General features: G+C 64.8%; 14 protein-coding genes. 3 read left to right on the top strand and 11 right to left on the bottom strand.

The features are described from left to right. Positions 1-28: 28 nt before the first annotated feature. The 3 genes from M1D97_RS06305 to M1D97_RS06295 form a co-directional block, all read right to left on the bottom strand. A complete protein-coding gene (locus M1D97_RS06305; RefSeq protein ID WP_456269880.1) occupies positions 29-223 on the bottom strand; it encodes a hypothetical protein in 195 nt (64 codons plus the stop codon). Between the two features lie 350 nt (positions 224-573). Beyond that, complete coding sequence (locus M1D97_RS06300; protein WP_456269879.1) at positions 574-2163, bottom strand: ABC-F family ATPase; 1590 nt, start codon at positions 2161-2163, stop codon at positions 574-576. A gap of 118 nt (positions 2164-2281) precedes the next feature. After that, positions 2282-2812 (bottom strand): ankyrin repeat domain-containing protein, encoded by a 531-nt coding sequence (locus tag M1D97_RS06295; protein WP_456269878.1) that lies wholly within the window; start codon positions 2810-2812, stop codon positions 2282-2284. 199 nt (positions 2813-3011) lie between these two features. Here M1D97_RS06295 and M1D97_RS06290 point away from each other — a divergent pair, with 199 nt between their 5' ends. Further along, positions 3012-3983 (top strand): ATP-grasp fold amidoligase family protein, encoded by a 972-nt coding sequence (locus M1D97_RS06290; protein WP_456269877.1) that lies wholly within the window; start codon positions 3012-3014, stop codon positions 3981-3983. Here the strand turns inward: M1D97_RS06290 and M1D97_RS06285 are convergent. After that, positions 3980-5236 carry an MFS transporter gene (locus tag M1D97_RS06285; RefSeq protein ID WP_456269876.1) on the bottom strand — a complete coding sequence of 419 codons (1257 nt, stop codon included), beginning with the start codon at positions 5234-5236 and terminating at the stop codon, positions 3980-3982. The two genes, M1D97_RS06290 and M1D97_RS06285, sit on opposite strands and share 4 nt — an antisense overlap. A 93-nt stretch (positions 5237-5329) precedes the next feature. After that, positions 5330-6553: a winged helix-turn-helix domain-containing protein gene (locus M1D97_RS06280; RefSeq protein WP_456269875.1), complete on the bottom strand. Its 1224-nt coding sequence runs from the start codon at positions 6551-6553 to the stop codon at positions 5330-5332. An 84-nt stretch (positions 6554-6637) separates the two neighbouring features. Here M1D97_RS06280 and M1D97_RS06275 point away from each other — a divergent pair, with 84 nt between their 5' ends. Continuing rightward, on the top strand, positions 6638-7093 hold the full coding sequence (locus M1D97_RS06275) for a hypothetical protein (RefSeq protein WP_456269874.1): 456 nt from the start codon (positions 6638-6640) through the stop codon (positions 7091-7093). Between the two features lie 18 nt (positions 7094-7111). On the opposite strand, the gene M1D97_RS06270 is transcribed toward M1D97_RS06275, so the two are convergent. The 3 genes from M1D97_RS06270 to M1D97_RS06260 are packed head-to-tail and all read right to left on the bottom strand — an operon-like array spanning position 7112 to position 9251. Continuing rightward, positions 7112-7597: a LabA-like NYN domain-containing protein gene (locus M1D97_RS06270; RefSeq protein WP_456269873.1), complete on the bottom strand. Its 486-nt coding sequence runs from the start codon at positions 7595-7597 to the stop codon at positions 7112-7114. A gap of 11 nt (positions 7598-7608) precedes the next feature. Then, positions 7609-8232: a nucleotidyltransferase family protein gene (locus tag M1D97_RS06265; protein ID WP_456269872.1), complete on the bottom strand. Its 624-nt coding sequence runs from the start codon at positions 8230-8232 to the stop codon at positions 7609-7611. After that, positions 8232-9251, bottom strand: coding sequence for an XdhC family protein (locus M1D97_RS06260; RefSeq protein WP_456269871.1), 1020 nt, complete (start codon positions 9249-9251; stop codon positions 8232-8234). The genes M1D97_RS06265 and M1D97_RS06260 overlap by 1 nt, the downstream gene beginning before the upstream one ends. A gap of 153 nt (positions 9252-9404) precedes the next feature. Between M1D97_RS06260 and M1D97_RS06255 the strand changes: the two genes are divergently transcribed. Continuing rightward, complete coding sequence (locus M1D97_RS06255) at positions 9405-9875, top strand: nuclear transport factor 2 family protein (protein ID WP_456269870.1); 471 nt, start codon at positions 9405-9407, stop codon at positions 9873-9875. Here the strand turns inward: M1D97_RS06255 and recC are convergent. The 3 genes from recC to M1D97_RS06240 all read right to left on the bottom strand — a co-directional run bounded on the left by recC (position 9872) and on the right by M1D97_RS06240 (position 15913). Beyond that, positions 9872-13387, bottom strand: coding sequence for an exodeoxyribonuclease V subunit gamma (gene recC / locus M1D97_RS06250; protein WP_456269869.1), 3516 nt, complete (start codon positions 13385-13387; stop codon positions 9872-9874). The genes M1D97_RS06255 and recC overlap by 4 nt on opposite strands. Before the next feature lie 279 nt (positions 13388-13666). After that, positions 13667-14497 carry an SDR family NAD(P)-dependent oxidoreductase gene (locus M1D97_RS06245; protein WP_456269868.1) on the bottom strand — a complete coding sequence of 277 codons (831 nt, stop codon included), beginning with the start codon at positions 14495-14497 and terminating at the stop codon, positions 13667-13669. 96 nt (positions 14498-14593) lie between these two features. Further along, positions 14594-15913, bottom strand: coding sequence for an MFS transporter (locus tag M1D97_RS06240; protein WP_456269867.1), 1320 nt, complete (start codon positions 15911-15913; stop codon positions 14594-14596). Positions 15914-16142: the final 229 nt, after the last annotated feature.

Genomic DNA, 16142 nt, shown 5'->3' with positions numbered 1-16142 from the left:
GGCATGCCGGGCCCGGCCTGCATGCGCCCTACTCGTTGCGAAGCTGCTGATCGGCCTGTTTTTCGGCCTCTTCCTGCGTCAGCCCTTTCGTCTCCATCAGGCGCACCATCAGCCGCTGTTTTTCGGCGTCTTCATACAACCGGTCGCTGTTGGTGGCCACCGCTACCTGCGTCTTGACGTCGCTTTTGAACCTTTCGAACCGCTCACTGCCGTGCTTGCCCATGATCTGTCCTCCTGTTGGCGTGACAGCTCTGGGAGTCCAGCCCCGCCTGATGGTTCCCGCCATGCCGCCGGGGTGAATTCCCGTCACGGCCGTATCGGCAGCGGTTGGTTACATGAGATTACCGCCCTCACCCCTTCACTCGCCTGCGGGCCCTGCGGATCACGCCATGCACTAACCCGGGTTAAAAAAACCTCTCCGTTCGGTTACCTGAACACTCCGGATACGTAACCCGACATCATGAAATGCAAACGCCATCCCGCCTCCATGAATGATCACAACGGCACAAAAGGCAACGCCCGGGGCATGCCCGGGCGGCAGCGTCTGTCGGATATCGCCACCGGTGGCTGCCTTCAGCCGTGGATGCCCTGGCTGCGCAGGTAGTCTTCGTAGCTGCCGCTGAAATCCACGATGCCATCATCCTTCATCTCGATGATGCGCGTGGCCAGCGAGCTGACGAACTCGCGGTCGTGGCTGACAAAGATCAGCGTGCCGGGGTAGTTCTCCAGCGCCAGGTTAAGCGCCTCGATGGACTCCATGTCCAGGTGGTTGGTGGGTTCGTCCATGACCAGCACGTTGGGCTTTTGCAGGGCCAGCTTGCCAAAGAGCATGCGCCCCTGCTCGCCGCCGGAAATGACCTGCACCGACTTGCCGATATCATCGTTGGAAAAGAGCATCCGCCCCAGCGCCGAGCGCACCTGCTGCTCGCCCTCGCTGGTCCACTGCGCCATCCAGTCAAACATCGTCTCGCCGCCTTCGAAATCGGCGGCGTGGTCCTGGGCGAAATAGCCCACCTCGGCGGCATCGGTCCATTTCACTTCGCCGCTGTCCACGGCCATGTCGCCGGTGAGACAGTTGAGCAGCGTGGTCTTGCCGATGCCGTTGGGGCCGATGATGGCCACTCGCTCGCCGGCCTCGACCTGCAGCCCGAAACGCTTGAACAGCACGTTGTCGCCCCAGGCCTTGCTGATGTTGTCCACCGTCAGCGCCTGACGGTGAATCTTTCGGGTCTGCTCAAAGCGGATAAAGGGGCTGACGCGCGAGGACGGCTTGACCTCTTCAAGCTGGATCTTGTCGATCTTGCGCTGGCGCGAGGTGGCCTGCTTGGCCTTGGAGGCATTCGCCGAGAAGCGGCTGACGAACTGCTGAAGCTCGGCGATTTCGGCCTTTTTCTTGGCATTGTCGGCGTGCAGGCGCTCGCGGGCCTGGGTGGCGGCGATCATGTACTCGTCGTAGTTGCCCGGAAACAGGCGCAGCTCGCCGTAGTCCAGATCGGCCATGTGAGTGCAGACGCTGTTCAGGAAGTGGCGGTCGTGGGAGATGATGATCATCGTCGCGCGACGCGCCTTGAGAATGTCTTCCAGCCAGCGGATGGTGTTGATGTCCAGATGGTTGGTCGGCTCGTCGAGCAGCAGCACGTCCGGGTCGGCAAAGAGCGCCTGCGCCAGCAGCACGCGCAGCTTCCAGCCCGGCGCCACCGTGCTCATCAGGTCCTGGTGCTGCTCGTCACCAATGCCCAGCCCCTGCAACAGCTCGCCGGCCCGCGCCTCGGCGGTATAGCCGTCCAGCTCGGCATAGCGCACTTCCAGATCGGCGACCTTCATGCCGTCTTCCTCGGACATCTCGGTCTGCGAGTAGATGCGCTCGCGCTCGGCGGCCACGTGCCAGAGCTCTTCGTGGCCCATGATGACGGTGTCGATGACCCGCTCGTTCTCGAAGGCAAACTGATCCTGGCGCAGCTTGCCAAGGCGCGTGGTGGCATCCTTCATGACCTGCCCGCCGGAGGGCTCGAGATCGCCGCCCAGAATTTTCATGAAGGTGGATTTACCGCAGCCGTTGGCGCCGATCAGACCATAGCGATGGCCGTTACCGAACTTGACCGAGACGTTTTCAAACAGCGGCTTCGGGCCGAACTGCATGGTGATATTGGCAGTCGAGAGCAAGGGAGCATTCCGAAAAGAGCGCCCGAGCCGGAAAACCGGCTCGGGCGTGAATGGTGAGGTGTGGCGGGCGATTGTACGCGTCTGCCCGAAGACTTTACAGACAGGATGCGTCAGGGGGTCAATCGCTGCCGGTCTCGCCCAGAAGCGCCGGGGTATGTTCGGCCCCCATCCCCTGGGCGAGCTGAGCGGCCGTCATGCCGCGGCTTTCGCGCCGCGCGGGGTCGGCGCCGTGATCCAGCAGGTACTGCGTGATCTCAACGTGATCAAACATCGCCGCGAACATGAGCGCTGTCTTGCCATCCGGCGCGCAGCCATCGATCTCGGCGCCGCCGTCCAGCAGCAGCCGGACCATCTCCAGATCGCCCTTGAAGGCTGCCCCGGACAGGGGGTTCTGACCGTTGTCGTTGCGCATTTCGGGGTCGGCCCCGTGCTCGAGCAGCACCTTCACGGTGTCGTGATGACCGTGATAGCTCGACAGCATCAAAAGGCTGTCGCCCTTGTGGTTGCACATGTTGGGCGGCAGACCATGGCCCAGCCACTCCCGGAACTTCTCGGCATCGCCCACCCGTGCCATGTTGAAAATCTGGGTGGCCAGTTCGATCGTTTCGTCATCGATCTCGCCGGGGCCCTGCGCATTGTTGTCACTCATGGTCGTCTCCGCTTCAGAATCGGGCAGGCCTGCACGCGTCCCTGCCAGCGTCAGAAATTGTTGATGCAACGATAATCGTTCAAGACGATACCCGGGGTCGCCCTTAATTAATAGCCTTTAACAATTACTTAATCAACAATGACATGAATCCTGCTATCGTCGCGACACTTTTTCTGTCCGTGTTGCATGGAAGGTGTCCATGGCCGATAACGCCCCTTTGCCACAGCCGATGTCACTGCTGCGCCTGCGCCAGCGATGCTCCGAAGGACTTCGACGTCTCAAGCGCTCGGACCGGCGGGAAGCCCTGCGTCAATTCGAGAAACGCTTCGGCCGCACGCCCTCGCTGGAGACGCCGCGCACCTGGAGCGAGAAGCTGACCTGTCTCAAGCTCGAGGCCGACCGCCCCGTCTTTCGTGACCTGGCCGACAAGCTGGCAGTACGTGACTTTGTGGCACAACGGCTGGGACAGGCGCATCTGATCCCGCTGCTGGCATCCGGCCCGGCACTGACTCGCGACATGTTTAACGCCCTGCCCGAACAGTTTGTCATCAAGGCCAATCACGGCAGCGCCATGAACCGCATTGTCACCGACAAGCGCACGCTGTCATTCGAGGCTCTCAAACGCCAGACCGATGACTGGCTCAGCCGCAACTTCTACATGGGCTCGCGCGAGACGCAGTACCGTCACATTGCACCGCAGCTCATCGTCGAAAAACTGATGCTCGATGACAGCGGCAACATCCCGGCCGACTACAAGTTCCACTGCTTCAACGGCGCCGAGACATCACACTGCATCGTGCAGGTCGACAGCGACCGCTTCAACGGCCACTGTCGGGACTATTTCACCACCGACTGGCAGTGGCTGCCGCTGCAGGTCAAATACGCCAACAGCGCCGAGTCGCGTCGTCCGAGCCGACCCGACAATCTGGAAGCCTTGATCGAAGCCGCCAGAACCCTCTCGGCCGGGTTTGCCTATGTGCGGGTGGATCTCTACAGCATTCAGGGACAGGTCTATTTCGGCGAGATGACCTTTACCCCGGGCAGCGGCTTTGAGCGCTTCGAGCCGCATCATGTCGATGAGCAGTGGGGAGATTATTTCGATCTCGACCATCAGCTGTCGCTGCACACGCTGGACGATCTGGCCCGCGCGCATCGGGCGCCGCCCCGCTAGCGTTCTGCCGAGGAGGGCGATGCCCTCTCCGCATCTGCCGGCGCCTGCCGTTCGGCCCGTGCCCGGCGCCGCAGCGAGATGGTATAGAGTGCGGCACACAGCCCCCAGCCGGCCAGGCTGCACAGTGCCGCGGCCAGAAAGATACTGGAATAGCCGGCCCGGTTGGCAATGAACCCCGCCAGCGGCCCGGTCAGACCGACAGCGGCGTCCAGAAAGAGCGAGTAGGCCCCCAGCGCGGCGCTGCGACTGGTCGAGGCGATCTTGGCCACTGCCACCACGCCCAGCGCCGGATAGATCAGTGACACGCCAAGCCCTGCCAGCACCGCCCCCAGCAGCGCGATCCCCGGATGGCTGGCCTGCCACAGAGCCACCAGCCCCGCCAGTTCGACGGCAAAACACACCAGCGTCACCCGGTAGCCGCCAAAGCGGTTGACGGTATCGGCAAAGAGCACGCGCGCCGTGATGAAGGCTACCCCGAAGGCACTCAGCCCCCAGGCGGCGTGGTCCCACTGCTGCTCGGCGTAATACAGCGTGATAAAGGTGGCAATCACGCCGTAACCGATCGAGCTCAGGGCCAGCGCCCCGCCATAGGGCGCCACGACCCGAAAGACGCGGGCAAACGGCACGCGCTTGCCGCTGACGATCGGTGAGGCCGGGCGTCGCCACGCCAGCGCCAGGGCCAGCGTTCCGATCAGCACGATAAATACGCCCACACTGACGACCCCGATGTTTTCGGCCAGCACCGCGCCCAGCGGCGCGCCGATGGCCAGCGCCCCGAAGCCGGCAATGCCGTTCCAGGAGATCACCTTGCTCATCAGGGTCGGTCCCACCAGGCCGATACCCCAGCTCAGCGACCCGGTGCCGATCATGCCCTGGGAAATGCCCAGCATCAGCCGGCTCAGGACCAGCAGTGCCAGACTCGCCAGCGGCCACCGGGCACTCAGCGCCGCCAGCAGGATCAGCGCGCCGTTGAGGGCGCAACCGCCCATGCCCAACAGCACCACGCGCTTGGCGCCGAGCCGGTCGGCCATCTGACTGGAAAAGGGACGCGACAGCAGGGTCGCCACGAACTGAAGGCTGATGACAGCGCCCACCGTGACGGCATCAAAGCCCAGCGAGCCGTGCATCCAGGGCGGCAGCACCGTCAGCGTCATGCCGATGCAGAGCATGCTGACAAAGGTGGAGCTGACAATGGCGATAATACGAAGGTTGGTACCTGCGGGTGCTGCTTCAGTGGAGTGATCAGAGGACATGGTTTTGATCGGTTGTGGTCACGGCGTGAGGGTTGTATGACATTTACCATACGCCTGCCGGCGCACCAGTAACAGCCCGGCGCCCCGATCCGGTCAGGGAGCGGCGAGTGCCGCATCCAGCGCGCGATCAAGAGGGCCCCTGCCCGTCACCTGAACCCGGGCCAGCCCCAGAAAGCGCGCCAGCCGTTCAAGCTCGCCGACCAGCGCCGGCACCAGCGTTGCCATTGAGACATTCGATTCAGGATGGGCGGCCAGCACCTGCAGCACACCGGCGGCGCGTTCGGCCTTGAGATCGACCCGCGCGGCCATTTGCCCTGTCAGCATGAAGGGCAGCACGTAATAGCCGTACTGGCGCAGATGCGCGGGCGTATAGATCTCGATACGGTAGTGAAAGCCAAAGACCCGGGCGGCACGCTCGCGGTCCCACATCAGGGGGTCAAAGGGCGACAGCAGCGCCGTCGTCTCGCTCGCCCGGCGGCTGACACGGGCGCCGGCATGCTGCCAGGCCGGCATCGACCAGCCTTCCACCGTGACAGGCAGCAGCTCGCCGGTGCCGACCAGCTCGTCGATGCGTGTGCGCGTCTCGCGGGCATCGAGGCGGAAATAGCGCTGCATGTCCCGGGCACTCGCCACGCCCATGGCCCGCGCTGCCCGGGAAACCAGTGCCCGCTGGGCTTCTTCCGGTGACAGCTCCGGCGCCTCGACGGCTTCGCGCCCCACCACCCGCTCGGGCAGGTCATAGACGCGTTCGAAGTTGCCGCGGCGGTGCGCCACCAGCACCTGACCGCTCCAGAACAGATACTCCAGCGCCGACTTGCCGTGGCTCCAGCCCCACCAGCTGCCCTGCCCGCGACCGCCGTCGGTCAGATCGGCGGCCGCCAGCGCCCCATGATGACGAATCTTTTCGAGCACCTGCTCAATAAACGCCGGGTGCTCCCGCGAAAAGCGAGCCAGGCGCTTGTAGAGCCCACCGCCGCCCTCCCGCGCGCGCTGCATGCGAAAGCGATAGAGCGGGTAGTCTTCAACGGGAATCAGTGAGGCTTCGTGCCCCCAGTACTCAAACAGGCGACGCCGGGAAGGGGGCCCCTGGTTGAAGCGCTCGAGCCGCGACCGGTCATAGGGCCCCAGACGGGAATAAAGCGGCATGTAATGGGCCCGGCACAGCACGTTGACGCTGTCGATCTGCAAGAGTCCCAGCCTGCGAATGAGGCTCAGAAGGGCTCGATTGTCCGGCCCCGGGCCGTCGCGGTCGGCCCCGAATCCCTGCGCGGTGAGCGTCATGGCGCGCACGCGCGCACTCGAGAGATGCTGGGTCATGGCGCTGTGTGCTCCTGTCGTATACCCTGGCATGACAGGGCATCCTGCGCCGTGCAGTGCCTGCCACGTTCATGGAGTGTGTTCATGGTCAAATCACTCGCTCGGCCCTCTGGTCCGATCAGCGCGCTGCTGCTGTTGATCCTTGTCACGGGCACGACGGCCGGCGCCGCCCCATCGGCTCCCGAGCGCGCCGGGCTGCCCGATGATGCCCGGCCGGTCTGGATCGGTGATCAGCGCTACTATCTTGCCCGCGGCACCTGGTTTGCCGCCTCCGACAGTGACGCTCGCTATACGCCGACGCCGGTGCCGCGCGAGGTTCAGATGGCCGGGGTGGAGCTGTTCGATGTCATTGCCTATCCGACCGGCGGTCAGACGCTGCGCCAGCAGCAGAACGATCGCGGCCTCTGCCATCGCTGGGCCATCGACCAGAGCGGTTTTGATCCTGCCACGACGCTGGAACCACCCTCGCGCCTGCAGGCCGGCACCTGGCGCCGGGCGCTGGCCGCCTGCCTGGCCGGTCGGGACTACAGCGTGCGATAGCCCGCGATACTCTCCGGTTCAGCGCCGGGTATTCTGCAGCAGCGCGCCCTCGATGGGCACGAAGCGGTCGGCGGCCTGCTTCAGGGACTGGGCGGTTAACGCCTGTACACCATAGACGGCCGTGCTGACGCCAAAACGCTGTTGTACGCGTGTCAGCAGCTCGGCAAAGTCGCCGTCTCCCGAAATCAGCACGACCCGATCGACGCGCTGCGCGGTCTCGAACACATCCAGCGTGATGCCGACATCCCAGTCGCCCTTGGCGCTACCATCGCGACGCTGAATGAAGGGTTTAAGCTTCACCTCGAAGCCGATATCGCGCAGCGCATGCTGAAACTGCTGCTGGCGCGGATCGTGGCGCTCGATGGCATAGGCATAGGCGGCGGCGACGCTATCCTCACCCACCGCATGGCGCCAGAGTGCGGCGTAGTTGACCTGACAGGCAAAGGTTTCGCGGGCGGTGTAATAGATGTTTTGTACGTCGGCAAAGAGCGCAACTCGGACCATGGGATCTCGATTCATTGGAGGGAAGGCAGATCATCGGGCGTATCGACATCGTTGAGGATACCCGGGTCGTCCACTGTCAGCATCACGACCTGCGAGGCATGGCGCTTCAGCACGCGCCGGGCGCCCTCGTCACCCCTGAGCCCGGCCAGTGCCGGCCAGAACCGGCGGCCAAACACCACCGGGTGCCCCGGCACGCCCTGATGACACGGTCGCACGATCGTCTCCCGGTGCGCGCGCGCCATCAACGCCTGCAGCGTGTCGGCCTGCACCTGCGGCATGTCCCCCAGCATCAGCGCCAGCGCCTCGCACCGCTGGAGGCAGGGCTCGGAGGACTCAAGCAGTGTCGATACGGCGCTCGCCAGGCTGATGCCCATGCCGACCGGGGCCTCGGGCGCGACCACAAAGTGAGTCTCCGTTGGCAGCCCCAGCATGTCGGGGCGCTCGCCGTGGCGCAACATGACGGTCACGCCGGCGACATGGGGCTCAAGCGTTGCTACCGTGGCCGCCAGCAGCGTCCGGCCGGACAGATCGGCCAGGCGCTTGTCGCCGCCGAATCGGCGGCTGTGCCCCGCGGCCAGTATCAGCCCCAGTACGTCGCCGGTGCCCCGCGGGTGATCGTCCCGGGCGCCTGTCATCAGACCGCGGCGGCAGCCGGTTCGGCGGCGAGATGCGTCTCGCCTGCCCTGCCGTTATAGACGCGCATGACATCGGCCACCACCGCCAGCGCAATCTCGGCGGGCGCCTTGCTGCCCAGATCCATGCCGATGGGCATGTGAATCCGCGCGATCTGATCGTCCTCCAGCCCGCCGGAGCGCTTGAGCCGCTCGGCGCGCTTCTGCGAGGTTTTTCGGGAGCCCATCACGCCGATATAGAACGCCGACGTCCTGACGGCCTCGACCATGGCCGGGTCGTCGATGCGCGGATCGTGGGTCAGCGCCACCACGGCGGTGGCCTCGTGACAGGCGCCCGAGGCGATAAACAGCGCCGGCAGTGCCGCCTGCACCTCGATGCCCTCGGCGTGGCCGGCGGCCACGAAATCGCGCCGGGCATCATCGCGCGGATCACAGACGATGACCTCATAGCCCAGCGCGCGGGCAAACTGCGCACAGAACCCGGCCACCGGTGAGATGCCGGCCAGAATCAGACGCAGGGCCGGTCCCACGCGAATCCCGACCACGCCCTGCTCGTCGCGATCCACGGCCGGTCCGCTGGCGGACTCATCCAGTACCACGCGATAGCGCCCGGTCTCCGGGTCCACCCGGCGGATCAGGCGCTTGCGGCCCAGCAGCGTGGCCTCCAGCACTTCCAGATGCACCTTCAGCTCATCGGTCACCTCGAGGCGCTCGATGAGCACTTCCAGCACGCCGCCGCAGGGCAGCTGCAGCCGCTGGCTCTCTTCCTGGCTTTCACCGTAGCGCACGATGGTGGCCGGTCGTGAAAACACACCGTCCTGCAGGCTTTCAATGAAGGCCTCCTCGACACAGCCGCCGGAGAGCGAGCCGACATGGTGCCCGTCGCCAATGGCCACCAGCATCGAGCCGGGCGCCCGGGGGGAAGAGCCGTAGGTACTTAACACGGTGCACAGCCAGATCGTTGAGTGGGCATTGGCCCACTCACGAGCCTGCTGGATCACCTGCAGATCGAGATGACGCATTCGGATACTCCGAAGGGGAGACAAGGGGAATAATGACGACAAGGATAGCAGCCTCACGGTCTCCTCGCCGCGTCATGCGCGGTCCTCATGAATACGTGCCCGTGAACATGCTAGCCTGAGCGTCCCTATCGAGTCGTGTGATGGAGTCCGCACATGGAAAGCCGCCCGCCGCTTCCGCCGTTTGACATGGACAGTGCCCGCCAGAAGGTGCGCGCCGCCGAGGATGCCTGGAATACCCGCCAGCCCGAGAGGGTCGCCGGCGCCTACAGCGAGGACTGCCGCTGGCGCAACCGCACCGAGTTCTTTCAGGGGCGTGACGCCATCATCGAGTTTCTGCACCGCAAGTGGCAGCGCGAAAACGACTATCGGCTCTGCAAGGAGCTCTGGGCCTTTACCGACAACACCATCGGCGTGCGCTTTCAGTATGAATGGCGCGACCGCTCCGATCAGTGGTATCGCGCCTACGGCAACGAAATGTGGGAATTCAACGAACACGGGCTGATGGTGCGCCGCGAAGCCAGCATCAACGAGATCCCCATCGAGGAGGGCGAGCGCCGTTTCCGCTGGCCCGCCCCCGGTCCGCGCCCGCAGGAGCATCCGGGGCTCAATCAGCTGGGGCTTTAAGACGCCTGCTCGCCCCCGGCACGCTGCCCTCCTGCCACCAGCGCGGTCAGCATGGTCATGAAGGGGGCGTAAAGCGCGTGCGTGGCGGCTTCGAAACCGGCCTCGCGAAGGGCCTCGAAGCGGGGCCAAAGCTCCCCCATCATGGGCTCACGCTCGCGCAGTGCCGCCGGACCGTTGAAACGCGCCTGCTCATGACAGACCCGCGCCCGCTCGAGCCCCGCCTCGCGATAGTCGTCGTCGCGGGCGTCGTTGGCGCTTGCGGGCCAGCCGGCAAAATACTCCAGCGCCAGCTCGAGCGCCGTGGGCATCGGAGCGTTGCCCGCCCGGCGCCACTGCTGATCCAGTGACGCAAGCGTGGCGCGGGCCGCTTCAACGCTGATATCCGGCAGGTCCAGCCGGCGATCCTCGAACAGGATCGTGGCCATCACGCGCTCGCCCATGGCGGCGAGCGCCAGCTGCTCGAGCCAGACCCGTACCAGTCGATGCGGCTTGCCGTAGTGCGTCAGATGCCCGCCGCGGTCGCGACGCAGGTGGCCGAAGTGCGCCGGCGCCAGCACGCAGCGACACAGCTCGCCCGCCTCGTTGCGCCACAGACCGTCGACACGATCCGCCAGCACGAGCGCCCCCGAGTCGTCCCGAAGCTCGAGGCGCATCGCCTCGACCGGGGTCAGGCCATCGGTCAGCTCGTGCCACAGGGTAAGCTGCTGTCTCAGCGGCTTGATCAGATCCTCTGCCAACCGCTCGCCGAAGCCCAGCGCCGGCAGCATGCCCTTGCGACGCGCCTCTTCGGCCATCTCGCTCAGGTCGCGCTCGCGACGCGCGCCGTCCAGCAGCTGTTGCTTGAAGGTAAAGCGCTCGAGCCCGTCCAGCGCAAAGGGCTCGGCGTCCTCCTCCGGCACGGCGACGGGATGAAGGTGGATGCCCAGGCGAGCGGCAGTGCAGATCGACCACGGCCGCCTCAGCAGTCGCTCCAGATCGTCAAGCCCTGCGGCCGCCTCCGGCGGTGGCGCCGCGCCCAGTGCCTCGACAGGCGCCGCTGGCGCGGGATGATGAACGCTCTCCCAGCTGCGCTCGAAGGTAAACAGACGCCCGGTGTCATCGGCGGTCTCACCACGGTCACCGCGGGTGAAATAGGCGCGCGCAAAGGGCTGCAGCGGGTGCGTGGTGATCAAACGATCCATCAGCGCCGCTTCACTGTCGCTTGATTCGACCCGCCAGCCCATCGACAGGGTATCGAGCAGCTCGCTGACCAGAATCGACGGCGCACGCTCGCTGTTGTCGCGCTGGTCGCGCCCCACCCAGGAGATGGTGAGCGCTTCGCGGCTGGCCAGCATCGCCTCCAGCATCAGATAGCGGTCGTCGTCGCGGCGCGAGCGGTCGCCGCTGCGGTGGCGCGTGGCCATCAGGTCGAAGTCCTGCGGCAGGCGCACCCGCGGGTAGTCGCCATCGTTCATCCCCAGAAGCCAGGTATGGCGAAACGGGATGGCGCGCATGGGCATGAGCGTGGCGAAATTGACCCGCCCGGCCAGAAAGCGCTGGGCCAGACCGCCTTCGTCGAGCCGGTCGGTCAGCGCCTCGCGAAAGACCGTCAGCGGCAGCACCTCGTTGAAATCGCCACACTCGCCCTCCTCCGCCAGCGTCCGGGCGGCGCGGGAGAGGCGTTCGAGGATGTCGAAATCCTGCTGCTCGACGGGGGCGAACAGCGCCTCAAGCATCTCCTCCAGACGCGCCACCCAGTCATCGATGGTTACCGGCGTTTTCAGATGCTGGTACCAGTGGCGCAGGCGCATCATCAGCTCGGCCAGGCGACCGGCCAGATCGGCCTCCAGACCGCCGATCTCGTCATAGGCCTGAACGCCGTCAAAGCTGCCCTCGCCGATGGCAAAGCCCAGCAGCATGCGATCCAGCCCGAACTGCCAGGTGTTCTCCGCAAGGCCCGGCAGTGCCAGCGTGTCGCGATGCTCGCCGTCCAGTCCCCAGCGTACGCCGCTGCCGGCCAGCCACTGCGAGAGCTTTTCGAGCTCGTCCGCCTCGATGCCGAAGCGGCGTCGAAAGGCGGGGACTTCCAGCCAGTCGAGCACTTCGCTGACCCCCAGACGCCGCTCGGGCAGCTCCAGCAGCGACAGCGCCGCGCTCATCAGCGGGCTGGCGCCGGAGGCGATGCGATCGGAGACCGTATAGGGGATATAGCGCGCATCATCGCGCGGAATCTGACCGAAGACGGCATCGATCAGCGGCGCGTAGCGCTCGATGTCCGGCACCAGCACGACCATGTCCCGCGGGCGTAAACCGGCATCGCGGGAGAAGGCGTCCAGCATCTGGTCATGCAGGATTTCCACCTCGCGCAGCGGCGAATGGGCGCGGGTAAAGGCCAGGCTTTGATCGCCGGCCGCGAGCAGGCGTTTGCCGCCCTCCTCCTCGGCACGCCGCGCCGGATGCACCAGATCCAGTACTTCCTGCTGAAGCTGGTGCAGCAGGCCCTGGCTTGCCGCCTGCTGCGGATCGCGAAAGATATCGTGCTCCATGTCGAAGGCGTTGTCGGCCTCGAAGTCATAGAGCGCCTCGATGAAATCACGCCCCTGGGCGCCCCAGCCGGCCAGCAGCGGATTGGCGCCGAGATGCAGCGTCTCGCTGTCCAGCCCTTCAAGCGTGGGCGCATCCTGATGACGCTGGCGATGGCTGTCGCGGCGCAGTCGGGCACGCAGCGCGTCGCGGTCGGCCACGATATCGCCCCAGTAAAAGCGACACGGGTTGGCCACCATCAGCACCACATCCATCACGCCGGACAGGGCGTGCAACGCCTCCAGCAGCTGAAACGGCAGCGCCGAAATACCAAACACAAACAGCCGCCGCGGCAATCCCTTCGGCACGGCCTCAAGCGCGCGGGCGTGTGCCAGAAACCGGTCATGCAGCGCCGCGCGGTGGTGGCGCTGCGCCTCCTCCGAGGCGTCTTCCAGCAGCGCGCGCCAGAGCACGGGCTGCCAGTGATCCACCGGCGCGATATCGGCCGGCGCCGTCTCGCCCTGCGCCCAGGCCGCCATCCAGTCGGGCCGGTAGACCAGGTACTGGTCAAACAGATCCGCCAGCCGGGAGGCCAGCTGATAGCTCTTGCGCTCGCCGCAGGGCGCCCCGTCACTGCCCTGGTGCTCTGCAGGCATTTCATCGTCAAGATAGTGGGCCAGCGGGGCAAACTCGCTCTGGCGCAGCAGCCGCGGCAGCAGCCGCATCAGCCGCCAGGTCATCGGCCCCTTGTCAAAGGGCGAGCGTTTGGGAATGTCATCGCCCAGCACGGCGCGATAGGCACGCCAGACAAAGCTCGACGGCAGGGGAAAATCGAGTGAGGCCGCCACGCCGTGATGCTGCGCCAGACACAGCTGCAGCCACTGCGCCATGCCGTTGGACTGTACCAGAAAGGTTTCACTCTCGAGCGGCGCCAGCGGATCGCGCTCGGCCAGGGCCGTGGCCAGATCGCGCAGATCCTCGAGATGGTTGGCATGCAGGACGGTAAACATCGCACTCCCGGGCGGCACAGCAGACGGTGGGGCCGTCCATCCTACCTGTACCGCCGGAAACTGCGAAGCCTTCAAAAGGCGGGAGTGGCGCCAACGCGCTGGGGCCATGGCCTGGCTGGAAAGTCGGCGAGCGAAGACAAGACAAGGCAAAAATTGGCGAAGAAACGGACCGGTCTGGCGCACCAGTTTACGCGGTGTAAATGAGTATTCTGACCGGGCTGGCGTTCCAGCCAATTTTTAACGCCGTATTGTCGAGTGCAGGCACTTTCAGAACGGAGCCTATACGCCCAGGTCGTGGTCCGGACGCATGTCATAGCGCATGACGTTATGCATGAAGGCGCCATCAACATAGAGCGTGGTGCCGGTGATGTAGCGCGCCTGTTCCGAACACAAAAAGACCGTGACGCCGGCCACATCCCTTGTCTCGCCGATAAAGCCCAGCGGAATCCAGCTGTTCATGTTGTCGATACCCAGTGCCTCGTTGTCTTCCTGGTTGATATCGGTCTGAATCGCGCCGGGGGCCAGGCCCACCACACGGATGCCGTATTCGCCCCACTCGACCGCTGCGGCGCGCGTCAGCATCTTGAGACCTGCCTTGGCAACGCTGTAGTGCGCCACGCCCTTGCGGGTTACTTCATCGTGAATCGACTGCACGTTGATGATGACGCCACCGTTGCCGCCCTGTTTCATGCGCCGGGCAGCGTGCTGCGAGCAGTAAAACGGCGCGTTGAGATTGACATCCATCAGGCTCTGCCAGTCCTCGCGCGGCATGTCTTCCAGCGCGTGGGCGTTTTCAAAGCCGGCGTTGTTGATCAGGATGTCGAGCTCGCCGAACTGATCGTCAAACTGCAAAAACATGTCATCCACGGCCTGCGGGTCGCTCAGATCCGCGACCACCACACCGGTTTTGACGCCGCACTCCTTTGCCAGCTGATCGGCGGTGTCGTTGACCTCCTGGCGCGGTTTGCGCGTATGAAAGGCCACGTTGGCGCCGGCACGGACGAGCGACTCGGCCATGTGCGCGCCGATGCCCCGATTGGCGCCGGTCACCAGTGCCGTCTTGCCCTTGAGCGTGATCTCCATGCGTTTCTCCCTGAAATGATTGTCCATGAGGCGATCGTTTGAAACCGATGACCCAAAAATGGCCATAAAAAAAGCCAGGCTCAAGTGAGCCTGGCTGATCAGCGCCGTACAGGAAAGCCGGCGTCAGTGTGCCGGCTGAGCACGGTAGCGGTAATGACGTCGGGCCAGCAGGGTGCCCATGATCACACCCACCGTCATCACCACGGCCACATACCAGGCCGGTGACATCGGCATGCGCTCGATCGAGGTGGTCACCACCATGGGGGTCAGACCGCCGGCCACGGCATAGGCCACGTTGTAGGAAAACGACAGCCCCGTGAAGCGGATCGCCGCCGGAAACGACTTGACCGCAATCGCCGGTACGATGCCGGTCAGCCCGCCGAAAAAGCCCACCACGGCGTAGAGCGGAAACAACAGCGTGACGTCATGATGCATCAGCCAGAAGAAATAGAAATACGTAATGCCCAGCCCGGCGCAGGAGAGCACCAGCACGATACCATCACCGATTTTATCGGCCAGAGCCCCCGCCGTCAGACAGCCGATGATCAGACAGACGATCGCCACGCAGTTGGCCTGCAGCGTCAGGCCGCGATCGATGCCGGCAAAGCTTTGTAAAAGCGTGGGCGTCATCAGGATGGTGACCACCACGGCCGCGGTCAGAAGCCAGGTGGCGATCATGGAGATGGCCACGCCCGGCAGGTAGTCGCGCAGCAGGGTGCGCATGGGCAGCTCTTCGGAGAGCGACTTGTTCTCCTGCATCTCGGTAAACACCGGCGTCTCGTGCAGGTAGCGACGCAGATAGAGCGTCACGAAGCCCAATACACCGCCGACCAGAAACGGCACGCGCCAGCCCCAGCTGTAGAGGGTCTCCTCGCTGATGACGTAGTTCAGTCCGGTCGCCATCAAAGAGCCCAGCAGAATCCCGGCCACCAGGCCGGCCGACAGCGTGCTGGTGGCAAAGGCGGTATGACGCGCCGGCACGTGTTCGGTCACAAATACCCAGGCCCCGGGCGCCTCGCCGCCGATGGCCGCGCCCTGCAGCATGCGCATGGCCAGAAGCAGGATCGGGGCCAGATAGCCGATGGTGTCATAGGTAGGCAGAAGTCCCATGATCAGCGTTGGCAGCGCCATGAGCATGATGGAGAGCATGAACATCTTCTTGCGCCCCAGCCGGTCACCGAAGTGCGCCATGACAATGCCACCGATGGGGCGGGCAATGTAGCCGGCGGCAAAGATGCCGAAGGTCTGCACCAGGCGCAGCCATTCGGGCATTTCGGGCGGGAAGAACAGCTGACCGACCACGGTGGCAAAGAAAACGAAGATAACGAAATCGTAAAACTCAAGCGCCCCACCCAGTGCGGAAAGCCCCAGTGTCTTGATATCGCGGGCGCCCAGCGGGCGCGTCACGGACGTCGATGGTCCGTCGGTATTGGCATTGTTCATGGGAAGGTCGCTATCGAAAGCAGTTGACGTGGCACATAAGGGATTCATCCGGTCACGGGTCACGCGACGCGTCCTGCCGGCGCCTGCGGATCGCGCAAGGGGGGGCACCGGCCGGGTCGGCATCGATCATAACAGAAAAACCATTTTCGAAAGCCGGCAGAAGTTCCCGGCCTGCGGCAAACTTTCATGGTGTGCCTGCTGCGTTACACTTTCTGTCAGCACCTGCCCC

It is taken from the genome of Kushneria sp. AK178, assembly GCF_053903105.1.
Note: the sequence above shows the minus strand (reverse complement) of the source record. Positions and strands in the feature narration are given on the sequence as shown.